Origin of the sequence: Candidatus Nebulibacter yamunensis (assembly GCF_024208055.1) — a bacterium.
Classification (GTDB): Bacteria; Pseudomonadota; Gammaproteobacteria; order Francisellales; family Francisellaceae; genus Caedibacter; species Caedibacter lacustris.
The window spans coordinates 1-21,666 of sequence record NZ_JAMBMW010000013.1; the positions used below are offsets into that span (position 1 = coordinate 1).

Here is a 21,666-nt window from a genome sequence, read left to right on the forward strand (position 1 = left end):
AAACAGTTAGCGTCGATGATAGTGTGGCATTCGTCATGTGAAAGTAGAACATCATCAGGTTTTTTATTTGTCATTAGTTTATCAATACGATAAAAACGACCCTTACCTCTTTAACTTTTTTAAAATACCCTGTATACAATCGAAGTCTTCATATCACTTCAATTTGGCAATTCCCATTTTTACTAATGGCAACACCACCAAAAAGCCCTTTGAAAACAAGTCCTTAAAATCAAACTTTGAGTACAACTAGTCTCTTAGCAGAAAATAAAAAACATTATATACAGAGGGGTTCTATGATAGCCAATGGAACTTTTCTTTTTTTGTGGTACAATGTCGACCAATTTTCAGTGGCTGAATGACTTGTCATAGCTGAAATAGCTGATCAATATAAAGGTACCTAGATGACACTTATTTCTTTAGCAATTGATTATAAAAAAGCATCCCTTGACGTTCGTGGAGCATTTGCACTTGAAACTGAGTGTTTGTCAAGTTATTTACAATCGCTTAAAGCACAAGCAGGTGTGAGGCAATGTATGATTTTATCTACTTGCAATCGCACTGAAATCTATGTTGTGTTGTCTGAATTACGTCAGCTTGATTTGGTAATTGCTTGGTGGCAGATAAATGCCAAAAGGGCGGACTTAGATCTTAAAAATTATCTTATCATCCGCCAAGAAACACACGTTGTTCACCACTTGATGCGTTTGAGTTGTGGTCTGGAATCAATGGTACTTGGTGAGCCGCAAATACTCGGACAAATAAAACAAGCTTACGCTCAAGCAATAACTGTTGGAACTTTGGGAGGAACGCTAAACCGCCTTTGTCAGAAGGTATTTTCAGTGGCCAAATATACCCGCTTTCATACTGATATTGGTCAATGTCCTGTTTCAGTTGCTTTTTCTGCTATAAGCTTAGCTAGGCAACACCTTGATCACTTCGAAGATAAAACGATCTTGGTTATTGGTGCGGGAGACACTGCTAACTTAGTTGCAAGACACCTTAATTCATGTATGCCAAAAGCGCTTTTTATTGCTAATCGAACATTAGATAAAGCCAAAAAGGTAGCTGATCAGTATCGCGCCAAAGCATTTGATTTGAACGCTTTAGACGAGTTGGTTAATCAAGCGGATATTATTGTCAGTGCGGTGAGGTGCCCAGGTTTTATGGTAACGGTCGATATGTTGACAAAAAATACAGGTTATAAGCTACTGATAGATCTATCTGTACCAAGGGTTATCGATCCGATGCTTGACCATCTGTCTCATATTACAACTTATTGTGTCGACGATATTCAAGGGTTAATTCAAACGAATAAGGCTCTACGCGAAAAAGCGGCTTTACGCGCGGAAAAATGGATTGAAAAAGGCTTAAATGATTACATCAATCATGAAAAAGCAATTCTCTCAGATTCTACAATCAAAGCGATGCGTGCTCAGACGAAAGACATTATTGATGAGGAGCTAAGCCGTTGTTTGCGTCGTTTAGAAAATGGTGAAGATCCTAAAATGGTATTAACGCGCTTTGCTCACAATCTTAATAATAAATGGCTGCATACACCTAGTGTATCGTTACGAAATGCAGCCGTTCAAGGGCGTAATGATATATTGGGTTACGCTGAGGAAATTTTTGGTTTAAAAGGTAGATAATAATATTTATGAAAGAGTCAATCAAAAGAAAACTACAAGGCTTAATTGAGCGTCATGAAGAAATTGGTGTACTTCTTGGAGAAGCCGAAATTATTAGTGACCAAAGTAAGTTTCGTGATTTGTCAAAAGAATATGCCCAACTTGAGCCCTTAGTCACAACCTTTAAAGCGTACGATAAAGCACAACAAGACATTATCAGCACCAAAGAAATGCTCAAAGAAAGTGACACTGAAATGAGAGAAATGGCTAAAGAAGAGCTTGTCCAAACCGAACAAAAGATGGAGCGTTTAACAAAAGACCTGGAAATTCTGTTGTTACCTAAAGATCCTAATGACAGCGCTAATGTATTTTTAGAAATACGTGCAGGAACGGGAGGTGATGAGGCCGCTATTTTTTCTGGTGATTTGTTTAGAATGTATAGTCGCTATGCTGAAACTAAAGGTTGGAAAATAGAAATCGTAAGTCAAAGTGAAGGTGAACATGGGGGATTTAAAGAAATTATTACCAAGGTTTCGGGTGAAAACGTTTACTCACAACTTAAGTTTGAATCTGGTGCCCATCGTGTGCAACGCGTACCTGCCACAGAATCCCAAGGTAGAGTTCATACTTCAGCCTGCACAGTTGCTGTCATGCCAGAAGCAGATGAAGTTGAAGGTATTGAAATTAATCCTGCTGACTTAAAAGTCGATACGTTTAGAGCATCAGGGGCAGGTGGTCAACATATCAACAAAACAGATTCGGCTATTCGCATCACACATATTCCAACGGGTGTAGTTGTCGAGTGCCAAGATCAGCGTTCCCAACACAAAAACCGTGCCCAAGCGATGTCAATGTTAAAAGCTAAGCTTTTACAAGCAGAAATAGATAAGCAGCAGCAACAGCAGTCTAGCCAGCGCAAGAGCCTTGTTGGTAGTGGTGATAGATCAGAACGTATTCGCACTTATAATTTCCCGCAGGGGCGTGTTACTGATCATCGAATTAATCTTACACTCTATAAGCTTGATGAAGTCATGGAAGGTGACCTTGGGTCAGTAATACAGCCACTTATTCAAGAATATCAAGCTGACTTATTAGTTCAAATGTCGGAAGACAATGGCTAATACCATCAAGACCATTCTTCTTAGCTACCCTCAACGCTTAAACGGCATTTCTGATACGGTAAGGCTTGATGTTGAGTGTTTGCTTTGTCATGTATTAAATGTTTCTAAAAGCTACCTTTATACTTGGTCAGAAAAGCAATTGACTCAAGAACAGCTTTACCAGTTTAATCGACTTTTTGATGAACGCCTACAGGGCAAGCCCGTTGCTTATCTTACTGGTAAACAGGGTTTTTGGAATTTAGAGTTAATAGTGAACGAGCATACGCTTATCCCGCGAGCTGATACTGAAGTGCTTATTGATGCTATTCTTAACCGATTCGCAAATGCCTCAGACTTGACAGTGTTGGATCTTGGTACAGGAAGTGGTGCTATTGCATTGGCTTTGGCAAACTCAAAGCCAAGCTGGAATGTTATTGCGGTAGATAACTGCCTTAAGGCACTCACAATTGCCAAAGAGAACGCTCAACGACATGGTATTGATAATGTCACTTTTTTGTGTGGTAGTTGGTATCAACCCTTAGCTAATGAAAGTTTTGACATTATTGTTTCTAATCCACCCTACATCGATAAAAATGACCAAGCTTTATGTGACAAAGTACGTCAATATGAACCAAATAATGCACTTATTGCGAATAATAACGGATTAGCGGATATTGCACATATTATCACGCATGGTAAATGCTATCTAAAACCCAGTGGTTTTATGATTATTGAACATGGCTATCAACAGGCCAAAGATGTGGCTGAACTTTTTAAGCAATATAGCTATACAGATGTTTTACATTATTATGACCTTGCTCACCATAAACGGGCAACAAGTGCCAACGCAGAAATTCTTAAAACAATGATATTTCGATAAGGTTTGTTGCATTACACAGCATCTTAAACTCAAATAAAATTATGATTTAAAGTTTCTGAAGACATCAGCTTAGCAAATGAAATTTCAAAGTGGCTGCTTGTTTAAGCATAACTTGTTCGCCACATAGGTGATGTTTGAGTCGTCAATGTTGCAACTTGCTCGGTAGAAAAAGTATTAAAAAAATTTAATCCTGTGCGCTGTTCGACTTCTTTAACCGATACACGGTATTTGGCAACATCTTTCTTATCTATATTAGCGTTGGGCATGATAAAAGCAATCGACTTATTCTGCCTTGGTGCATAGATTACTTTAAAGAAATATTCAGGCACGAAAACTTTGTTTTTGCCGATTGTTTTGTGTGTTTTACTGTTTTTAAACACAGGGCCCGTATAAACATAGAGCTCTTGATACATCTGCGCCCAAAAGCGCACATCCCCTTCAAGCTTAGCCCAGCCTTTACGATTTAATCCCGGTCTTTGTGGTGACATATTTGAGAGATAAAAGGATTGAGTGGCACTTGTTTTACTGAAGTCCATCGACGCATAAGGCGCCAAGTGTCCACGGTCATAACCACTATTTTTATAGTCCGAAAGTTCAGCACGATATTTAAAAGGTATAGTAGGATCGCTCTGAAATTCATCCTGTCTTTTTTTCTTATTTGAAGCAGATTTGGCAGTTAAACGATATGCCACCCAGCTAGGTTGTTTTGTTGTATAGTTATATCCAACAATATAGCCTTCACGGCAAAGATATAAATCAACTTTGCCACCAGGGCTGCCATATTTTAAAAAGCCATTGCAATAGTTAGTGGTTGCTGGCAATGTGGTAATAGCACTTTGAGTCAAGCTCGTTATATTGGCAAAACTTAAACGTGTAAATGCCAGCACCATTATAGTGAGTAAAATAGGATAATAACGAATAAGTCGCGTAACCATAATATATTATTAATTCAATGTGCGGGGACCTTAAGATATAAGAAACTTACCCAATAATAAAGCTTTTATGCGCTAAGTTTTGACCATTGCCGTAAAATTTCGAAGATAAAATAAATTGTAGATTAGTTAAAAGTTAAATCTTGAAGTAATTACTCATTACTTTAAACACTTCATCGCCTTCGTGCATCGTTGCTGAAGAGGTTCTTGTTAGCAAAATAGCATCAATTGGCAGCGTAATTTCAATCGCTTCTTGTATTCCCAAAATACTGCTTTGTGTATGCAAAGAGCCTAATTTCACATGCTTGTTATGAATTTTTCCTAATTGTGCATCGTCATATTCTATTATTCCACCCAATGATGCACGCACTCGGAAAAAGTCAGCTTCTTGACAGCCATATTTTTTATCCTGAGTTTCGGGGATGTTATTGTTTTGAATATAAGCAATCATACCGTTTAATAAATTTTGTGCTGACTTACTATCAAATGTTTCTTTATTACCCATCTCGTAAGTAAAAGCGTGCTTGGGTGATTGTTGTTCCTCACCTGTCAATTCGTTCCAATAGGTTATCAACTGCCACCACGGGTAAAAGATAGCTTGATTGAAACAACCGCTTGGCTCATTTGGGGTGAAGATAAAGTAATCACTGATAAAGTGACATAGACGCTTATCTTTTAAATAACTTGGCGCATAAATATAAGGAACTGATATTGAGTCACAATGTAGATCAAAGCTAAAGTCTGCATCCAAAGCAAGCTTATGCAGTGTATTGGCAAGCTTTTCATGAGGTGCAATATCGTGTTGGATACAAACTTGAAGGCGTTTGGACAAAAGCTTATGAAATGCCTGACATAATTGATCAAAACCTTGGTTTTGATACTTTACTACAAACTCTTGTAAGTCGATTTTATCCAATCCACAAACAGGCATAAGCAAATTTTTAAACCCTCGATTCCAATTTTCTCCAGTCTTGGTATCAAAACGACCATAGGTATATTCGCCAATTTTAATATCCATTGCAAATGGGTTAGCAAATGGCACAAGTGTGACATTATAAGGAAAGTCATTTTTTTCTAAAAACTCTCGCATTGCCTTTATCAAGGCAATCCCATTGGTTTCAGCAGCATGTAAAGCAGCTTGTAAATACACATTGGGTGCCGATACTCAATAACACTGATCTTATGTGCTAAACCAGAAATCATTGTTCTTAAAGGAATCTTTCGAATGTTTATCATCTTATTACTCTTATTTCACCATCAAAGACATGTACAACCGAGCCTACTAACACATAGCCATTATCAACCACGTTTACTTCGAGTTCAGCAACTGCGTTTTCTACCTTAACAGCTGAAGTTAAAAAACCCAAGTAAATACCAGCAAACACCGAAGCAATACTGCCACTGCCACAAGATGGTGTTACTCCTGTTCCACGTTCCCAATGTTGGACATAAATTTTATCTTTAGCTAAACGTTTAACACAATGCACATTAATACCATCTATGTATTGTCGTTGTATTGTTTGTCCAAGCGTATTAAAATCAAATGCTGGTGCATTTGCCTTAAGCCAAAGTACTAAGTGAGGATTACCAACATCGACCTCAATTCCGTATTCAAATAATTGACTACCAGCTAAATTATAGGTCAGTGGTTTTAAGATCGGTAGTCCAAGGTTAACACTGATAGTGTCTTTTGAGGCGCGCTGGCACGCATAATGCTTGCCTTCTACTTCAATTGTAATCGACTCTTGGTGCATATTTTCTTTCAGGAATAAATATGCCACAGCGCGCAAACCATTACCACACTGTTTTGCCTGGCTGCCATCTTGATTATAAATGGATATTTTCACATCCGCTATCTGAGAAGCTCTTATTAATAACAACTGATCAGCACCTATCCCAAAACGTCGATCACATAGGTTTTGGATTTCTCCTAATTGCCAATCACATTGTCCTTTACGCTCATCAATTACAATAAAATCATTACCCAATACGCACATTTTGTGAAATTTCAATACTTTACTCACTCACATAATCCTTAATAATCAATGATGTATTAATTCCACCAAAGGCAAAATTATTACTCATAATGTATTTTGGTTTTAACTGCCGTGGGATACCGATAATATAATCAAGCTTAGCGCATTCACTATCGACTTCGGACAAATTTAACGTTGGCATAAATATACCTTCTTTCATCATCATAATTGAAAGCCAAACTTCAAGTGCGCCACACGCACCAAGCGTATGTCCAAAGTTACCCTTTAATGAGCTCACTGCAACACGATCACCAAATATAGAAAAGGTTGCATGACTTTCAGCTACATCTCCTTGTTCAGTTGCGGTACCATGTGTTGAAATGTAGCCAATGGCACTTGGATCAATGGCAGCATCATTTAATGCTAGTTTCAACGCATCACACATTTTATCAGCTGTTGGCTGAGTAATATGTTTGGCATCACAATTTGTACCAAATCCAACTATTTCTGCATAAATATAGGCACCACGTTTTTTAGCGTGTTCATATTCTTCCAACACCAATGTACAGGCGCCTTCTCCAATTACAAGACCATCGCGATTTTTATCAAATGGGCTTGGAGTTGTGTGAGGGGCGTCATTTTTTTGGCTTGTTGCAAACAAAGTATCAAAGATTGTGACTTGGCTTGGACATAGCTCTTCTGCTCCACCTGTAAGCATAATTTTTTGATAACCATGCTTTATTGTTTCATAGGCATAACCAATTGCTTGTGAGCTTGATGTACAAGCACTTGACGTTGGGATCACACGTCCAGTCAACCCTAAAAATAGTGCGAGATTGACTGCACAAGTATGACTCATTGATTTAACATACGTTGTGGCGCTTACATTTTTCACCGTTTTTTCGGTTTCAATTTTGATTAAATCACATAAAGCTTGTGTGCTACCTGAGCACGAGCCATAGGCAATACCAATTTCTCCACTTTCCAATAACGTTTTATCTTCAAGTAAGTTAGCATCAATCAACGCCTTCTCCGAAGCAACACTCGCCAATTGTGCCACTCTACCCATTCCCCTTAGCTGTTTACGCGTATAATGTGCTGGCACTTTAAAATTTAGAATTGGAGCCCCCAAACTTGTATGTAAGCCTTTAATTTTTTTCCATTCTTCCATACTTTTAGTTGCTGTTTTAGCCGATATAAGCGCTTGTTTAATCTCTTGCCAACTATTGCCTAATGCGGTAATGCCTCCCATTCCTGTAACAACCACACGTTTTGTCATATCAAACCTCCATTGACAGAGATAATTTGACGTGTGACATAGCTTGCAGCATCTGAACAAAGAAAATTAATCACTGAAGCCACTTCTTCTGCCTTCCCTGCGCGACGCATAGGAATATATTTTTCAATTTCATCTTTATACTCCAGATCACTAGTCATGTTTGTTTCGATCAGACCAGGTGCGACGCAATTTACTGTAATTTTGCGTTTGGCAAGCTCTAGTGCCAAGGCCTTTGTTGCACCAATAATACCTGATTTTGCAGCACTATAATTAACCTGTCCTCTATTACCAGCTATCCCAGAAACGGAGGCCAAAGTAACAATTCTTCCTCCTTTTCTTAATTGAATCATCGGCATAATACAAGGCTTTAGTACATTATAAAATCCATCTAAATTGGTATGGATGATTTTATCCCACGCTTCTGCGTCCATCGCTGGGAAAGCCACATCTTCGCAAATGCCTGCATTGTTGACAATAGCATAAAACGCACCATTTCGAGCAATTTCTTGTTCTAATTTTGTAAAACAATCTTGTCTATTTTCAAGATTAAATTGGATCAAATTTGCTTGACCACCTTTGGTTTGTATCTCATCAATTGTATATCTTGCACCTTCCTCATCACGATTATAATGCACAACCAACTCAAATCCAGATTGCGCCAACATAATTGCTGTTGCTTGACCAATACCTTTACTTGCGCCTGTTACTAATACTCTTCTCATTAAAACGTTTTCCCTTTAACAATTTGTTCGAATTCTTTAGCGATTGGCTGATAAGCACTGAATTTTGCAGTTGCTATACATTTGCCATGCAGTTGAATTTGACACAAAAACACACCAATTGGGTCAATGATCATTTCTTTATTAGCAACGATCGTTAGCATTTCACCTTCGGCAAACACAGATTGTTTTGTTTTGAAATTACGTACACTTATCATGAAGCCACGCCTGGGTGTATGATCACTTTCGCTGCCTTCAAAATAAGCAAGTGCAGCTGATGCTTGCGCCATCATTTCAATACCTACCCAAGCATATATACCTTGAATTTGATAATCATAAAAGACATGGTTTGCAGTAATTTTTGCTGTACATATCGCTTGCTCTTCATTTATATAATCCAATGAGTCAATCAAGCGCATTGGTGGACTTTGCGGGATGATTTCTGCTAAATGATACATAAATCATTCCTTACTCAATGATGTTTTAAACGACGAGTTTGCTGCAATAATTAGACTTATATTATTACCACCAAAAGCAAAGGAGTTACTCATAAAATATGGTTTTTGCCAAATACTATTATCACCTGTTAATTTGATTTTGGGTAAATTTGGATCAAAATTATCATTGCCAACTTGGGCAGGTAATTGTTTATCTGGATTATATTCAGTAGATAGTAAAAGCCAACATAAGCCCAATTCAGTTGCACTTGCTGCACCCAAGGTGTGACCTGTTAATGGTTTAGTTGAACTACAATATACTTGATCAGTAAAAATATCAAAAATTGCTTTGCTTTCCATTTCATCATTTTTTTGTGTTGCTGTGCCATGTGTATTGATATATCCAATATCATCAGGGTTTAAATTTGCATCCTTTAATGCCTTTAGCATTGCCACTTTAGCTCCCATGCCTTCTGGATCAGGAGCGGTGATATGATACGCATCAGAAGTTTCTCCACCTCCGACAAATATTATTTCACTTTGATGTTTACTTAAGATAAAAAGTGACGCTCCTTCACCAATGTTAATACCATCTCTATCAATCTGAAAAGGTTTACAAATATTAGAAGTCATTGAATCTAATGCATCAAAACCATTAAGTGGCACCTGTGATAACGTATCTGAGCCACCTACAATACAAAGTTCACATATATTGGCCTCAATTAATCGCTTTGCCACCATAAACGTTTTTCCACTAGATGAGCATGCTGTTGAAATCGTATATATCGGTCCTTTAGCACCACAAAGATCAGCCACAAATTGTGCCATTTTGCCAAACTCTTGTTTGTGATAATGAAAACGCCTAGGCATAGCTTTAGTTTTAGCATGTACTATATAAGCTTGTTCACTTTCCAAAATACCAGCTGTACTAGTTCCAAGAATAACTGCAATGCGAGCAGGATTAATGCTGGCAGACAAGCTTCGATAGTTTTTTTGGATTTGGCTAAATGCTGCTAACAGCATTCGATTGTTACGGCAATCAATCTTAGCATAACGCTTATCTAAAGCTGGTAATTCACAACTTACTTGACCAACGTAGGTTTTTCTACCACTAAAAAGCTGATCATATGGTTTTAAAGCTGTTTTATTTGTCAAAAGTGCACGTGCAATTTCTGCTTTATTACAACCTAAAGCATTGATAGCACCCATGTCATTAATATAAATTTTACTGTGCATACTCTTACACCAGTTTATGGAATAATGCCGAAGGTTGTGTCAAAAATTCTTCGATGAGCTCAAAGCTAACGTCAATGTTACTATAGGAGTGACCTTGACCTGTTTTTATATCGATGTGCGCACAGGCAAAGACCTGTTCTGCTAGATGAGCAGGTGTGATTGTATCATCTTGTTGTAACAGCAATAGATAATCATTCATGTGTTTAAGTTGCTTTGGCATGGCATTCACTAATGCCATTGCCTCGTGATACATATCGCTATATTGTGGCATTAAAGCAATCAAATCTAAGCGTGAAGCTGGATTGATTAAAATGACTTTGTCAATATCACTTCGCGTCTGTTTTAATAAATGCGCCATATAACCGCCTAGTGAGCTACCGATAATTACTTTACTATCAGCTTTAGCCTGAGATAAGAGTTGATCGATCATGCTCATTGCTTGTTGTGTATTCATGGTTAAATGTGGCATGTCGATTTGAGCATTTGGATATTTTTGCTTAAACCATTGTTTAAGCTTTTGCGCTTTGGGTGAAGTCGGTGACCCTTGAAAACCATGTAGATACAAAAAATATTTGCTTAGCTTACTCATATTGACCTCTTTGTGCTGATGTATTGCCAACAGTTAATCAGATGATAGCCTGTCGTTGATTTTACTTTATCAAAGGCAGCTTGCTCATTATGATCGATATACTCAATTGGTAAATCATTTGCTATAAACACCTTAGCAAAAATTTCAAATGCTGCTTCAAGTGTATTTTCTTGTTTTGTCATGGCAAGATAGCGCATGTATTCTAACATCGGCCAAATGCGATATTGTGTTTGATCATCTTTGTTATTCAAGTTACTGCGTACTAAGCCGTTAGCATTAACACCCTTTTGAGAGGCAGACAAAAATAATGCTTTATGATCGGGCATGAGTCCTACATCCACACCAAGTTCTAGTGCCTCCAAAATAAGTGCACTCCACTCAAAGCTATGACCTGGTTCAAAAACAACAGGTTGATATTCAATCGAATATTCACGCATCAGCATTTGCTTGTGATCAAAAAACAAAATAATGATTTGCTCATATAAAGCTTGTGCTTGATTTTTAAAAATATCACTTTTGGTATAGCGATAAGCACTTAAATAACTTTCAAATAAGTGCATCAGCGCATTTTGACCAATTACACCTTGTGCATCCTTTAAGTTTTTAAATGCTTCACTTACAAACTTCTCTTGAATTAATTGATTCACCTTCAAAATATCCGCCAATAAATCTGTTTGTGTGTATTTTTGATATAAATGACTCAATGAGAAGAGTAAGAAAGCATATTCATAAGGATCACTAACGTTCCCATCTTGAACAAATTTGTGCCAGCTTTGTGTTGAGTGATTCCAATAAAGTGCTTTTATCTGCTGATAAAGCTTAAAAGCCTTGTTCCACCCATCTTCTAGATTGTTTAAGCGCGCATAGGTTATTAAATAAAACATTCCCCTTGTTTGACATAATAGTCTTGTGTTGGCTTTGTTAACTAAATAAGGTTTGTCCAAAAATTCTGGTACATAACTAAGTGTATCGATATTTTTGACTAACAAGTCATAATAGGTTTTCTGCCACCGTTTCATATAGCTTAATCTATCTATACGTTTGATGTCGGTTAATACTTTATTAAAAACGCCATTGATATCCAAGTTACTAGTATCTACAACAATTGCATCATCTGCTGCTTTCAAGGGAGCTATTGCTCGATTCCTATCTTGCGCATCACGTGCTTGCAATTGCTCTAAAATCTCGTTGTAATCTGCTTTCTCAGCTTTAGCAACAAGTTCATCATAGCGTCGCTTTGCACGCACTTGAATTTCTGCGTCTAAAAAAAACTTATATTGTGCATTTGGAAAGACAACTGTTCCCATGTCTCTTCCATCTGCAACCAAGCCCTTTACTCCTTTAGCAAAGTCTTTTTGGCACGCAAGCAAAGCTTCGCGCACAATAGGAATTTTTGCAATTTTAGATGCTATCATACCTGTTTTTTCTTCCCTGATTCGGGGACTTACATCGACACCATTCAAATAAGCGGTTGTTTTATCATCTTCAATCTTAAAGTCAATATTTAAATTTTTTAAGGTGTGATATAAACGTTCTTCATTACAAAGATCTAACTGCTGATCCAAAACAAGTAATGCCGCTAGCCGATAAATGGCTCCACTATCTAACAAGGCGTAATCAAACTGCTTGGCTAACAAGCGTGATAACGTGCCTTTTCCCACTCCACTTGGACCATCAACTGTAATAATATCAACCTTATTTCCCATGGTATTCAAACTCCTGCATTACAGTAATAAATGCTTTTACTTCGTCTAATGTAATTGAATTGTATAGGCTTACTCGCACACCGCCTGTGCTTCTGTGTCCAGCAATGCCATAAACACCTTTCTCTCTAGCAAAATTTAAAAAGGCTGTAGTTTGATCCAAGCTTGGTAAATGAAAGACTACGTTCATTTTTGAACGTATTTCAGCTGCTATGAAATTATTAAATATTTTTGAGTCATCAATTGCTTTATATAAAAGCCTTGCCTTATGATTGTTGTTTTCAGCGACAATCGCTAAGCCGCCTTGTGCCAATAAATCTTGCAATACTAACTCAACTGACACCCAAGCAATCACGTCTGGTGTGTTATACAAAGAGTTTGTTTGTTGCATTGTTGCATAGTTTAATATCGCTGGAATACTTTGTTTGTCTTCATCAATCAAACTTTTTTTGATGATCACAACAGTGATACCTGGTAAGCCTATGTTTTTTTGAGCTCCAGCATAGACCAAATCGTATCGAGATATATCTGTTGGTTTTGACAGAAAACTCGAAGACATATCGCAAACCAGTGGTGATGATGTATTGGGAATATAATGCCATTGTATGCCATCTATGGTTTCATTTTCAGTGTAATGGACATAATCATATTGAGAAGCTATTAAATCACTGGACTCTGTCATTGATAAGAGATCTACGGCAATAAATTTTTTGGCTTCTTTAATTGCTGCTTGTGACCAATAACCGCTGTTGATATAAAGGGCTTTACCACTTTTATTCAGGTTCATAGGGATTGCAGCAAACTGACCGCTAGCCCCCCCCGACATCAATAAAATTTCATAATCATTGCTTAAATTTAATAATTGAGTTAAATATTGTTTGATATTATGATTGACCTCTGCAAATAATTCGTCACGATGAGACAACGACAAAAGTGATAATTTTGTACCTTTGTAATCATGAATCATCTGGATAAGTGATTGGTAAATATGGCTTTTAAGCTGTGCAGGTCCAGCACAAAAATTCATTGTATACATGTGTTGTATGTGTTAAAACTTAAGTGGACTCATTATAGCGAAGCAATGACAAGCATGAAATCTATATTCCCATCACTAAAGCTGAATTTTTAATTTAATTCTAGAGTTACATACTTTTTAGACCCTAGGGGCAAACATTAGTGTCTCATCTCTTAAATGCGTTATGGTTGATAATCCAACATGACAATTGATATGGTTAGGGGTATTATTAAGTGAGCATTAAGAGTTATTTAGGTCATCAAGCATTAGGGCGATAATCTGCCAAAGGTTGTTATTAAAATATTCCTTCATGGAAATAATTTTGTTACAAAACGCCAATACCAGAAATACTGCAAAATAAAACGTGAATAAGATATACTTATAAGCGTTTAAACCTGAGATATGGAGACGTAATATGAAAAAATTGAGTAAAATTATTGGCATCACTGCATTTTGTTTAACAAGTGGTAACTTTGTATTTGCTCAAGGTGTGCAAACGGGACTTACTCTTGGTGCAAGCTTAGGTGGTGCATCAACACAAAACTACGACTCTAGTGGAATAATCAGTAATACCACCAAAACACAAGGTGGTGCCTATGGTGGTTTTGCAGTTGGTTATGACCTTGCTTTAACCCAAAACATAAGTCTTGGTGTCGAATCCGGTTTTTATTATGGCTATAGCTTAGCTTCATTAAAAGCAGATGGTGTAGATAAATCTAACCTTAACCAGTGGAACATCCCTCTTCTTATTGTTGGCAAATACACTTTCAATAACGGTGTTAATGTGTTTGCGAAAGCGGGTGCAACTTATGTTCATCAACAAATTACAAATACTGACACCTATTTTGTTCCTGGTACCAATGGCACCAATTTTGAATTTTTACCAGAGCTTGCAGCAGGGGTCGGCTACAAATTCACAAATGGTATTAATATTGGGGGTCAACTTGGCTATTTATTTGGTTCAACCGCAGACTTAAGAACATCTAACCCTTATCACGGTAATGATGTCAAGGTTGCGGCAAGTGTGACTTTGACTGCTTACATTAGTTACACATTTCCTATATAAATAAACTTTAAGTTGTACAAGTGTCATTACCAAGGTAAAGTGTCGGACTAATTACCAAGGGATTTTGTCGTGTTAATAGTATGGTCTGAATGCTATTGAGTCAACAAACTATTAGTAATAACCCTGACGTTTTATTAACCGAATCATAAAAACTGGTAGTCCCTGCTTTTGTGAGTAACGTTTGACCTGTTTTTATCGTGTTCTCAACAATATGAGTACCTTAACAATAGTCCTTATAGGGGTTAAGGGGTAAGTAGAACGACTGAGTCACCCCAAATCTTCCCGCCTTATTGAATCAATTAAATCCTCAAGCTCAAGACCTAAAGAGTTTGGCTCATCGTCAGCTTTGAGACCTTTATTACAAAACTCATCTAAAAGTACTTGACAAATTTCTTCGCGATCGGATGGTTTACAATACAGAAGTGATCCATTTATTTTGATAAGTTTAGACTGTTTATTGTTGTTCAAAGTTATAATCAAAAGGTCTTTATGACGCTTGCTAAGGTTAAGTAAGGCTTCACTCATTTAACACCTCTTGGTTTTCCATAAGTTGTAATAACTTTTCCATCCTCATTAACAATTACTGTAGCTTGCTCACCTATATACTTAATTCGACCTTCATGATTTACTCACCTGCAGGGGAGACTGAGAAGTCAAGTAGCAACCTATCTTCCAAGTCGCTAGTTGTAAAGGCGAGTATTCCATCTTCGTTAATTTCGAAGTCAAAGTCAAACTTGACTGCTGCGAGTGATGGAACAACGAATGTGCCGCAATCGATTGTGCGTGGAGTCTATATGTAAACCGAAGAAGGGTTTACATCATGCAGTCGACGTACAAACCCTCGACTTGTCGTTTGTGAGTGCTGGTCGTCTCGTAGTTGTTTTAAGCCTGTTGCCGCACTCTCTACACCCTTTGCAACATAAATTACACCAAATAATTCCTATGGCAATGGTCGCACAGCAAGAGAGAGCCAGATACAAATACCCGATCGCTCTGGTTATTTGGCAAAGCGACCGTACATACAACGCAGTGTCCATGATTGGTAATCGTAGCCATAGGCTTTTCCACCCAAGAATAAGTTTTCACCTCTCGGACATTCTCTTCAAAAAAAATCTTATCCATCAGGGCGCCATTAACCATAATTTTTGGAGAGTTCATTATTCGCCCTCCTTCAAATCATATTTGCGCTCCTCATAGCCCCCTCGGCGCCTTATGTCTATGTGCGGCTTGTCGTCGTTATGCCCAGGCTCCTCATGTACGTTGTAAGACCTCTTGGTCTTATCGTTGTAATAGGTATTGGCATATTCACGAGAGCTCTTTGGAGGACCATATTTCTTCTCAAGGGCGTCTTTGACTTCCTGTTTAGTCTTACTTCCAAAGTACTCCTTAGGGGTTGTTAACCCCTTTGTACCTATCCCGCTCTCCTTAATCACTCTTGGCAATGCCACCTTTGCCATTGCCTTGCCACCTCTGACGGTGGCACTATAGGTATATTGCCAGGTTCTCTTGGTTTCACCATCGCTGCTGACAATACGATAGGGACGTTCATGCCGATCATACTCAAATTGAAGTTTTAAACCCGTTACCTGGTCTGTAATTTGCTTAGGAAAGCCTGATGAGAGCCAATCAATATGTGTGCGATCAGCACCATAAGTCGTAAAAGTTGATATCGATAGGAGGATAAACAAGATGCCACAAACCCGTGACAATACAGGGAGTTTTATTCTCATCCGATGCTCCAGGATGAACAAAAGTCAACACAGGCTAAATGATATTTATCTCGATGTATAGCTGAACAATGTATTTAGTGTGTAACTATTTGTAATGCAATACAATTATTAACAGATTAATTGTGCTTATTTATGAAATTTAGACCAAATTAATTGTGCAAAGTTTGCAACAGAACGAGATTTGCTAAGTGTCAAGAAGCAATATAGTTTTCAGACTATCTGTCCTAAATTTTACGTTAAACTTGTTTATTATAATTTGACCAACATAATATCAAGAAAGATAAAATAGAGAACATTTACGTGCCAAAGTCTATTTTTTTAGATTATTCCATCGAAGTTCAAAATCAAAACGTAAAAGAATTATCAGAGGTACTTTGCTTTGACTTTAGATTTTTTTAAATATAGAGATGAACATAAAAATTTAAAAAATATAAAAGTGGTGACTAAAATTCACGATTGAAGCAGAAATATGAGAGAACAAGTTGAGAACACAAATGAAAAATAGTAACAAAAAAATATTAGTTTTAACTGTGCTTGGCTTTTTGTATAACGGTACATATGCTACATGCACTTTAAAAGAAATCAGCGGAGATTGGACGAAGACCTTAAGTTTTAGCTGTGATGAAGATATTGATCTGACACAACGAGCCATTGAGTTTACAATAGACCAAGGGAAAATAAATGCGGTTTGGGATCTCAGGGACAATACAGCTAAAAAGGAATTATCTGCACCAGTGACTATATCTCAAGATGAACGAAATATTAAGGTTCAGTATGGACAATATTGGTGGCCAGAAGAGGATGTAATATTACCTAAAGGTCATCTGGCAAGTTTTACTTTTTCATCTACAGAAAATAACTTAAATATTACTGAGTTCCACGTTCAGTCCTCACAACCAGAAGAAACAAGTCTGTTATTATTTGAGCAAGCAAACGATAGTCACACACTACCCAATGACACTGTAATTGAGCTTATGGAAAATGGGGTAATTGCGTATAGGGTTACTTGGAAATCAGTAAAAACACAAGGTTTAAACGTAACTCCCGGGAGATATAGCATTAGCGCATATGTTAAAAAGGATGATATACAGCAACCAGTTGCTATTGTTTCAGCCAATCCTGTGACAGCAGTTAAAAATAAATCGCAAATCGTGACGTTAAAGTATCAATTGCAAGATTCACAGTTAAAATTCAGCTTGTTGCATGAAAAACCACAAGGAATCAGTAACAACGTTGTTTCCGTGACAATAGAGGATAAAAATAGTGTAAGTGATAGCCAAACCTTAGATGTCCCTTGGGGCGCAGATAAGACGATTACATTGGCAAAAGATAAAACCTATCGGTTTAGTACAGAAGATATAACTGGCTCTATGAGCGTTTACCACTTTACATTTTCTCCAACTGAAGTAACTCTTGAAAATCCAAGCACCATTTACTCTGTGAGCATGAATGTTACAGAAACACCGATTATCACTTACCCTGTTTTTTATACAATCTCAGGATTACCAACAGGTAGCAAAACAACGTTGACATTAAGTCAGGCAGGCAAGGTAATTGATAAACAAGAGATTGAAGATACGCATGGTGAAGAACTAAAAGTGAATTTGCCAGTGGGTAGTTATGAAGTGGATGCTGCAAGTATCACGATAGGTGACTATCAATATAGCTTAAAACCGCAAACAGTAGTGATTCAGAATTGTCAAAGTTGTAATCACTTTGTCTTGCAATTTGATAAAAATGAAGCTCATCCATCTGTAAAGGGCTGGCCAAATTATATTGCTATGGGAGCTGTGACGGATGCCAATTTCCTAAATCCAACACAGTTTAGAGATCGACCTGTAGATGCAATTTTTAAATATGCAGGTGATGGCGGAAATGGTGACCCTGGTATGATTATTTATCCAATTTACACTCAAAACACCTATAAACTTGCGCAGGTGGTTACAGAGCAAAATAAGCGTGTAACTCGTCCTGTTATGGTGATTTATACTGCCGAAATGAGCGGGGGCACAAGTTTTAAAGATTTTGATAATAGTAAAAGTGAAGATGAGCTACAAAACCTGATTTTAACAAAGCATTTTATTAACTTAATGTTGGAAGCACAGACCATTCAAGCTGAAGGAAAGAAGTATGATCTGCCAGGATCAATTATATTAAACCCTGATCTTATGGGGATGATCCAGCAAATGTCTTTATATAAGGACTTGCTTGATCCAAATTCACCAACTTTTATAGATGTCAAAAACGCATTGCAGCAGGCTTATTGGTTCGTTACAACTGCGCATAATTGGACAATTATGTTGAATAACGGTAAGACACTGAATATTAACAACAAAACACCTGAAGGTTTTTTTCAAATTGCTGAAAATGGATCTCTTAAACCAGACGTTTATAGCCCATGGGACGTTAAAAAACCATGGGAAGAGAATGCTATTGAAATATTAAAAGATTATAAAGGTCAAACGGCGCAATTGCCAAACTTCAGCGATGACTTTAAAGGTTGGATCCAGGCTAGTAACTGGGTGATCAAAAACTTTGCTCCAGATATTAGCTTTGGGTGGCAAGAAAATGTCTGGAATGTGATAGGTGCAAATTGGTTGCATAAGGATTTAACAGAACAACAAGTAGAGGAAGTTATCAGTAATTCAACGATTAAATTGTGGCAGGATGCTGGCTTGTATACCGGAGCTTACAAACCAGATTTTTTGGTATTTGATAAATACGAGCGTAATCCAATACCAGGTGAAGTAGGTGCAGGATTTGTTTGGAATAGCCGTGACTGGAATAATTATCTAACTTATGTCAAGCAATTATCAGAAGGTTTGGGTAAAGTGCCTGTAATGTTATGGCAATTGCCAGGAGGGCATTTACAGACGACAGATGAGCTTGATCAAGGTACCCATGGGGCAACAGCGCCTGATTACTTCTTGGGTAATCCTGTGGTTAAAAAAGACTTAAGTAATCTACAAAGCTATATCAAAAATATTACTCTGCAAAAAGAGATTTATGATTGTGAACCAGCATGTCAATTGCCACAGTATTTATTGAGTAATGGTCAGATGATCAGCAATTATGATTGGTCGCGCGACAACATGGATAAAGCTCAACAAAGCCATGTATTTGCTATTCTATGGGGTGGAGGTAGTACCACTAGTGTCGGGACTTTCCCCATGGATGATGGTGGCTGGCTTGCCACTCAGATCAAACGATATTACAATAACCCACAACCGGTATGAAACTTGTAAAATCGTTATTTTAACCATGAATTCTGGGTGAATTATTTATTGGGATGAAGTTAAAAGAATTTAAACCATCGCTATAAATTAGACGATTTATAATTGCAATCGATAGTATCTATCGTTACAGCTAAAACGCCTAATTTTCTAAACTATCCTGGTTAAATATCTGTCGTAACGAGTACGTATAGCCTGCAAAATTTTTGAAACGGTAGCAAAAATAAAATAGAGTATTTTCACCTGCCTACAGTGTTGTCAGTCAAAACCACCTGAAAATAAAAATCCTGAGTTGGAAGTTTCACGTGACTTAATTTTATTTTGATGGTTTCATCTAATTCTACCGACTCCACTAATGTGAGTTTTTTGATTAGCGATAATGCGGGAATAAATATGGTGACACGATTCCCTTGTTGTTTTTCGATCACGATTGCCGTACCCTCCCAGCCACAATGTTGCATAAGGTAAACGCATTTCCAATGATTGTTACTAAACATTTCTGATTGACGTGCAGCCTTGATGCCAGATTCACTTTCACCAATACGCACCAAAATCTCTTCCTCTGAAAACAGTGTTTCACCTTTTAGAAAGCGGCGAAGTTGCTGATGAACAACCAGATCTAAATAACGCCTTAATGGGCTTGTAGCTTGAACGTAAGCAGATAATCCCATTCCTGCGTGACGATCAGCGGCACTCTTATATTGACCTTTTTGTAGGCGTCTTCTTATGGCAAACATCTCGGATAACTTAACAGGCATTTGCTCTTCTGGAGTTAAATCATGCTCTGGCTGAGTTGAAAATGGTAATGGAATATTATGCATATCAGCAAATTTCGCTATAGCAACACCTGCCATAAGCATCGCATCACGCACGATATTACGACTCTTTAATATTTCAAGTTCCCTAATCTCAACTTTATATTCTCTCAACTGTAGTTTGACTTCAGGAAACTGTAGATCAGCAGCGCCATGCTGATGACGATATTGATTGAAGGCTTTAGAAGCTTCAACAAAATATTGAAATGGTTTTTCTGTTAGTCTTGCTTCAGCTGCTGTATAACTTAGACGCTTGACCTTGATAGTCGATAATACCACTTCAATATCTTGAATTTCGCCATCTAACACTCTAAATCCAACAGAAAGCGCAGGTGAAAGTGGGTGTAACCCTAGTGCCAAGTTATGTGTTACTTGATGTGGTAGCATTGGTACAATCTTTTCTGGCAAATATAGATTAGTACCTCTGGCACGCGCTTCAATATCTATTTTACCATCGGGAGTGATTATTGCCGCAGGATCTGCAACGTGCACCCAAAACTTTTGATTGGTTTCATCAAAACTGATTGCATCATCTGGGTCATGGCTATCTTCATCATCAATAGCATAACTTTCCATATGGGTTAAATCTACTCTTGTTTCATCTTGAAGCTTAGGTAAATCAAACTTTGGCTCATCTAAACTTATGCCCATTCTGATTGGATATGGATTAAAAAACTCATTCCAATAATTTATTTCCAGTAATAATAGATGTGCATTTTGTTGATTTTCTTCTTTGTCTAAGAATTTAAAAAACCGACAACTTAAACTTTGCCCTAGGGCAAAACTCACAATCTCTTTAAGGAAGGGTTCATCTTGAGTGAGATAGGTCTTCTGTTTTAACCGAGTGATAAAACTCTCTAAGGCTTGCGCTTTTTGTTTTTTCTTTTCTGCTTCTTTGATAATAGCAGCTATCGTTTCTTCATTATTGACAACGATTTCACCAGATTCTTCAGCAAAATGGACATTCTTTTGCACATGTTGCCATGTGGCATAAGCCGTAGCAGGTGTATACTCACCATAAATTAATTCGCTTAATTCTGGATAGCTTGTTTTTTCACCTTGTAATAAATTCCAGGCTTCAATTAACTCACCATCTCCTAATTCATCTGCAAGTACATCAAACTTCTTAAAACCACCATCATGTAGCAATAATAAATTTTTTTCGGGCAATTTTATGGTTTTTTCATTTTCTAACTGAATTTCGACTTTCTTATCTTGAAAACCAATCACTCTCGCTGGGTGATTTTTAAAAATTACTAAACTATCTATTTGCATTCTTAACTACATATCAGCTTGATGGATTAGGGCTATGGTATCAAAAAAGCGAATAA

Annotated in this window: 20 protein-coding genes and 1 pseudogene; 6 read left to right on the top strand and 15 right to left on the bottom strand. The window is 37.4% G+C overall.

Annotated elements, in window-relative coordinates; translation table 11 throughout:
* Positions 1-401 precede the first annotated feature (401 nt).
* From hemA to prmC, 3 genes are read left to right on the top strand one after another with little or no spacing between them, the layout of a single operon-like run.
* Positions 402-1,646, top strand: coding sequence for a glutamyl-tRNA reductase (gene hemA, locus M1V25_RS06665; RefSeq protein WP_498842777.1), 1,245 nt, complete (start codon positions 402-404; stop codon positions 1,644-1,646).
* Positions 1,647-1,654: 8 nt separating this feature from the next.
* Entirely contained in the window at positions 1,655-2,746 is a 1,092-nt protein-coding gene (gene prfA, locus M1V25_RS06670) for a peptide chain release factor 1 (protein ID WP_116964653.1), read from the top strand.
* A complete protein-coding gene (prmC, locus tag M1V25_RS06675) occupies positions 2,739-3,605 on the top strand; it encodes a peptide chain release factor N(5)-glutamine methyltransferase (protein WP_498842778.1) in 867 nt (288 codons plus the stop codon). Before prfA ends, prmC begins: the two co-directional genes overlap by 8 nt.
* Before the next feature lie 101 nt (positions 3,606-3,706).
* On the opposite strand, the gene M1V25_RS06680 is transcribed toward prmC, so the two are convergent.
* The 11 genes and pseudogenes from M1V25_RS06680 to serC form a co-directional block, all read right to left on the bottom strand.
* Positions 3,707-4,495 carry a DNA/RNA non-specific endonuclease gene (locus tag M1V25_RS06680; RefSeq protein WP_420810636.1) on the bottom strand — a complete coding sequence of 263 codons (789 nt, stop codon included), beginning with the start codon at positions 4,493-4,495 and terminating at the stop codon, positions 3,707-3,709.
* A gap of 178 nt (positions 4,496-4,673) precedes the next feature.
* Complete coding sequence (locus tag M1V25_RS06685; RefSeq protein ID WP_498842779.1) at positions 4,674-5,687, bottom strand: M14 family metallopeptidase; 1,014 nt, start codon at positions 5,685-5,687, stop codon at positions 4,674-4,676.
* 82 nt (positions 5,688-5,769) lie between these two features.
* Positions 5,770-6,561: a diaminopimelate epimerase gene (gene dapF, locus M1V25_RS06690; RefSeq protein ID WP_498842780.1), complete on the bottom strand. Its 792-nt coding sequence runs from the start codon at positions 6,559-6,561 to the stop codon at positions 5,770-5,772.
* Complete coding sequence (locus M1V25_RS06695; RefSeq protein WP_116964663.1) at positions 6,554-7,792, bottom strand: beta-ketoacyl-ACP synthase; 1,239 nt, start codon at positions 7,790-7,792, stop codon at positions 6,554-6,556. Before M1V25_RS06695 ends, dapF begins: the two co-directional genes overlap by 8 nt.
* Positions 7,789-8,514: a 3-oxoacyl-ACP reductase FabG gene (gene fabG, locus M1V25_RS06700; protein ID WP_116964664.1), complete on the bottom strand. Its 726-nt coding sequence runs from the start codon at positions 8,512-8,514 to the stop codon at positions 7,789-7,791. The genes M1V25_RS06695 and fabG overlap by 4 nt, the downstream gene beginning before the upstream one ends.
* On the bottom strand, positions 8,514-8,969 hold the full coding sequence (locus M1V25_RS06705) for a hotdog family protein (RefSeq protein WP_498842781.1): 456 nt from the start codon (positions 8,967-8,969) through the stop codon (positions 8,514-8,516). The genes fabG and M1V25_RS06705 overlap by 1 nt, the downstream gene beginning before the upstream one ends.
* A gap of 3 nt (positions 8,970-8,972) precedes the next feature.
* On the bottom strand, positions 8,973-10,184 hold the full coding sequence (locus tag M1V25_RS06710) for a beta-ketoacyl-ACP synthase (RefSeq protein WP_498842782.1): 1,212 nt from the start codon (positions 10,182-10,184) through the stop codon (positions 8,973-8,975).
* A 4-nt stretch (positions 10,185-10,188) separates the two neighbouring features.
* Positions 10,189-10,773, bottom strand: a complete 585-nt coding sequence (locus tag M1V25_RS06715) for a YqiA/YcfP family alpha/beta fold hydrolase (protein WP_498842783.1) — start codon at positions 10,771-10,773, stop codon at positions 10,189-10,191.
* The gene (locus M1V25_RS06720) at positions 10,770-11,792 is read right to left on the bottom strand and encodes an AGE family epimerase/isomerase (protein ID WP_498842810.1); all 1,023 of its coding nucleotides are present in this window, start codon (positions 11,790-11,792) and stop codon (positions 10,770-10,772) included. Before M1V25_RS06720 ends, M1V25_RS06715 begins: the two co-directional genes overlap by 4 nt.
* Positions 11,793-11,816: 24 nt before the next feature.
* A pseudogene (cmk, locus tag M1V25_RS06725) lies at positions 11,817-12,479 on the bottom strand ((d)CMP kinase); the annotation flags it as partial.
* Positions 12,469-13,512, bottom strand: a complete 1,044-nt coding sequence (gene serC / locus M1V25_RS06730; RefSeq protein ID WP_239986790.1) for a 3-phosphoserine/phosphohydroxythreonine transaminase — start codon at positions 13,510-13,512, stop codon at positions 12,469-12,471. The gene serC and the pseudogene cmk, both read right to left, overlap by 11 nt.
* Before the next feature lie 394 nt (positions 13,513-13,906).
* On the opposite strand from serC, the gene M1V25_RS06735 reads away from it, so the two are divergent.
* The gene (locus M1V25_RS06735; protein WP_498842784.1) at positions 13,907-14,557 is read left to right on the top strand and encodes an outer membrane beta-barrel protein; all 651 of its coding nucleotides are present in this window, start codon (positions 13,907-13,909) and stop codon (positions 14,555-14,557) included.
* A gap of 267 nt (positions 14,558-14,824) precedes the next feature.
* Here M1V25_RS06735 and M1V25_RS06740 read toward each other — a convergent pair whose 3' ends face one another.
* On the bottom strand, positions 14,825-15,082 hold the full coding sequence (locus M1V25_RS06740; protein ID WP_498842785.1) for a hypothetical protein: 258 nt from the start codon (positions 15,080-15,082) through the stop codon (positions 14,825-14,827).
* A 95-nt stretch (positions 15,083-15,177) separates the two neighbouring features.
* On the opposite strand from M1V25_RS06740, the gene M1V25_RS06745 reads away from it, so the two are divergent.
* Positions 15,178-15,357, top strand: coding sequence for a hypothetical protein (locus M1V25_RS06745; RefSeq protein WP_498842786.1), 180 nt, complete (start codon positions 15,178-15,180; stop codon positions 15,355-15,357).
* Between the two features lie 124 nt (positions 15,358-15,481).
* On the opposite strand, the gene M1V25_RS06750 is transcribed toward M1V25_RS06745, so the two are convergent.
* Positions 15,482-15,715 (bottom strand): hypothetical protein, encoded by a 234-nt coding sequence (locus tag M1V25_RS06750; RefSeq protein WP_498842787.1) that lies wholly within the window; start codon positions 15,713-15,715, stop codon positions 15,482-15,484.
* Positions 15,715-16,287: a hypothetical protein gene (locus M1V25_RS06755; protein ID WP_498842788.1), complete on the bottom strand. Its 573-nt coding sequence runs from the start codon at positions 16,285-16,287 to the stop codon at positions 15,715-15,717. Before M1V25_RS06755 ends, M1V25_RS06750 begins: the two co-directional genes overlap by 1 nt.
* 494 nt (positions 16,288-16,781) lie before the next feature.
* Here M1V25_RS06755 and M1V25_RS06760 point away from each other — a divergent pair, with 494 nt between their 5' ends.
* Positions 16,782-19,523 (top strand): hypothetical protein, encoded by a 2,742-nt coding sequence (locus M1V25_RS06760; RefSeq protein ID WP_498842789.1) that lies wholly within the window; start codon positions 16,782-16,784, stop codon positions 19,521-19,523.
* A gap of 236 nt (positions 19,524-19,759) precedes the next feature.
* Here the strand turns inward: M1V25_RS06760 and M1V25_RS06765 are convergent, their stop codons facing one another.
* The gene (locus tag M1V25_RS06765; protein ID WP_498842790.1) at positions 19,760-21,610 is read right to left on the bottom strand and encodes a ribonuclease catalytic domain-containing protein; all 1,851 of its coding nucleotides are present in this window, start codon (positions 21,608-21,610) and stop codon (positions 19,760-19,762) included.
* Between the last annotated feature and the right edge of the window lie 56 nt (positions 21,611-21,666).

Coding starts and splice junctions, on each gene's coding strand:
- M1V25_RS06765 (WP_498842790.1), bottom strand. CDS start 21,610: ATGCAAATAGATAGTTTAGTAATTTTTAAAAATCACCCAGCGAGAGTG.
- M1V25_RS06745 (WP_498842786.1), top strand. CDS start 15,178: ATGATTTACTCACCTGCAGGGGAGACTGAGAAGTCAAGTAGCAACCTA.
- M1V25_RS06695 (WP_116964663.1), bottom strand. CDS start 7,792: ATGACAAAACGTGTGGTTGTTACAGGAATGGGAGGCATTACCGCATTA.
- M1V25_RS06750 (WP_498842787.1), bottom strand. CDS start 15,715: ATGAACTCTCCAAAAATTATGGTTAATGGCGCCCTGATGGATAAGATT.
- M1V25_RS06755 (WP_498842788.1), bottom strand. CDS start 16,287: ATGAGAATAAAACTCCCTGTATTGTCACGGGTTTGTGGCATCTTGTTT.
- M1V25_RS06705 (WP_498842781.1), bottom strand. CDS start 8,969: ATGTATCATTTAGCAGAAATCATCCCGCAAAGTCCACCAATGCGCTTG.
- M1V25_RS06715 (WP_498842783.1), bottom strand. CDS start 10,773: ATGAGTAAGCTAAGCAAATATTTTTTGTATCTACATGGTTTTCAAGGG.
- fabG (WP_116964664.1), bottom strand. CDS start 8,514: ATGAGAAGAGTATTAGTAACAGGCGCAAGTAAAGGTATTGGTCAAGCA.
- M1V25_RS06680 (WP_420810636.1), bottom strand. CDS start 4,495: ATGGTGCTGGCATTTACACGTTTAAGTTTTGCCAATATAACGAGCTTG.
- M1V25_RS06740 (WP_498842785.1), bottom strand. CDS start 15,082: ATGAGTGAAGCCTTACTTAACCTTAGCAAGCGTCATAAAGACCTTTTG.
- serC (WP_239986790.1), bottom strand. CDS start 13,512: ATGTATACAATGAATTTTTGTGCTGGACCTGCACAGCTTAAAAGCCAT.
- M1V25_RS06735 (WP_498842784.1), top strand. CDS start 13,907: ATGAAAAAATTGAGTAAAATTATTGGCATCACTGCATTTTGTTTAACA.
- M1V25_RS06710 (WP_498842782.1), bottom strand. CDS start 10,184: ATGCACAGTAAAATTTATATTAATGACATGGGTGCTATCAATGCTTTA.
- M1V25_RS06720 (WP_498842810.1), bottom strand. CDS start 11,792: ATGAAACGGTGGCAGAAAACCTATTATGACTTGTTAGTCAAAAATATC.
- M1V25_RS06760 (WP_498842789.1), top strand. CDS start 16,782: ATGAAAAATAGTAACAAAAAAATATTAGTTTTAACTGTGCTTGGCTTT.
- prmC (WP_498842778.1), top strand. CDS start 2,739: ATGGCTAATACCATCAAGACCATTCTTCTTAGCTACCCTCAACGCTTA.
- prfA (WP_116964653.1), top strand. CDS start 1,655: ATGAAAGAGTCAATCAAAAGAAAACTACAAGGCTTAATTGAGCGTCAT.
- hemA (WP_498842777.1), top strand. CDS start 402: ATGACACTTATTTCTTTAGCAATTGATTATAAAAAAGCATCCCTTGAC.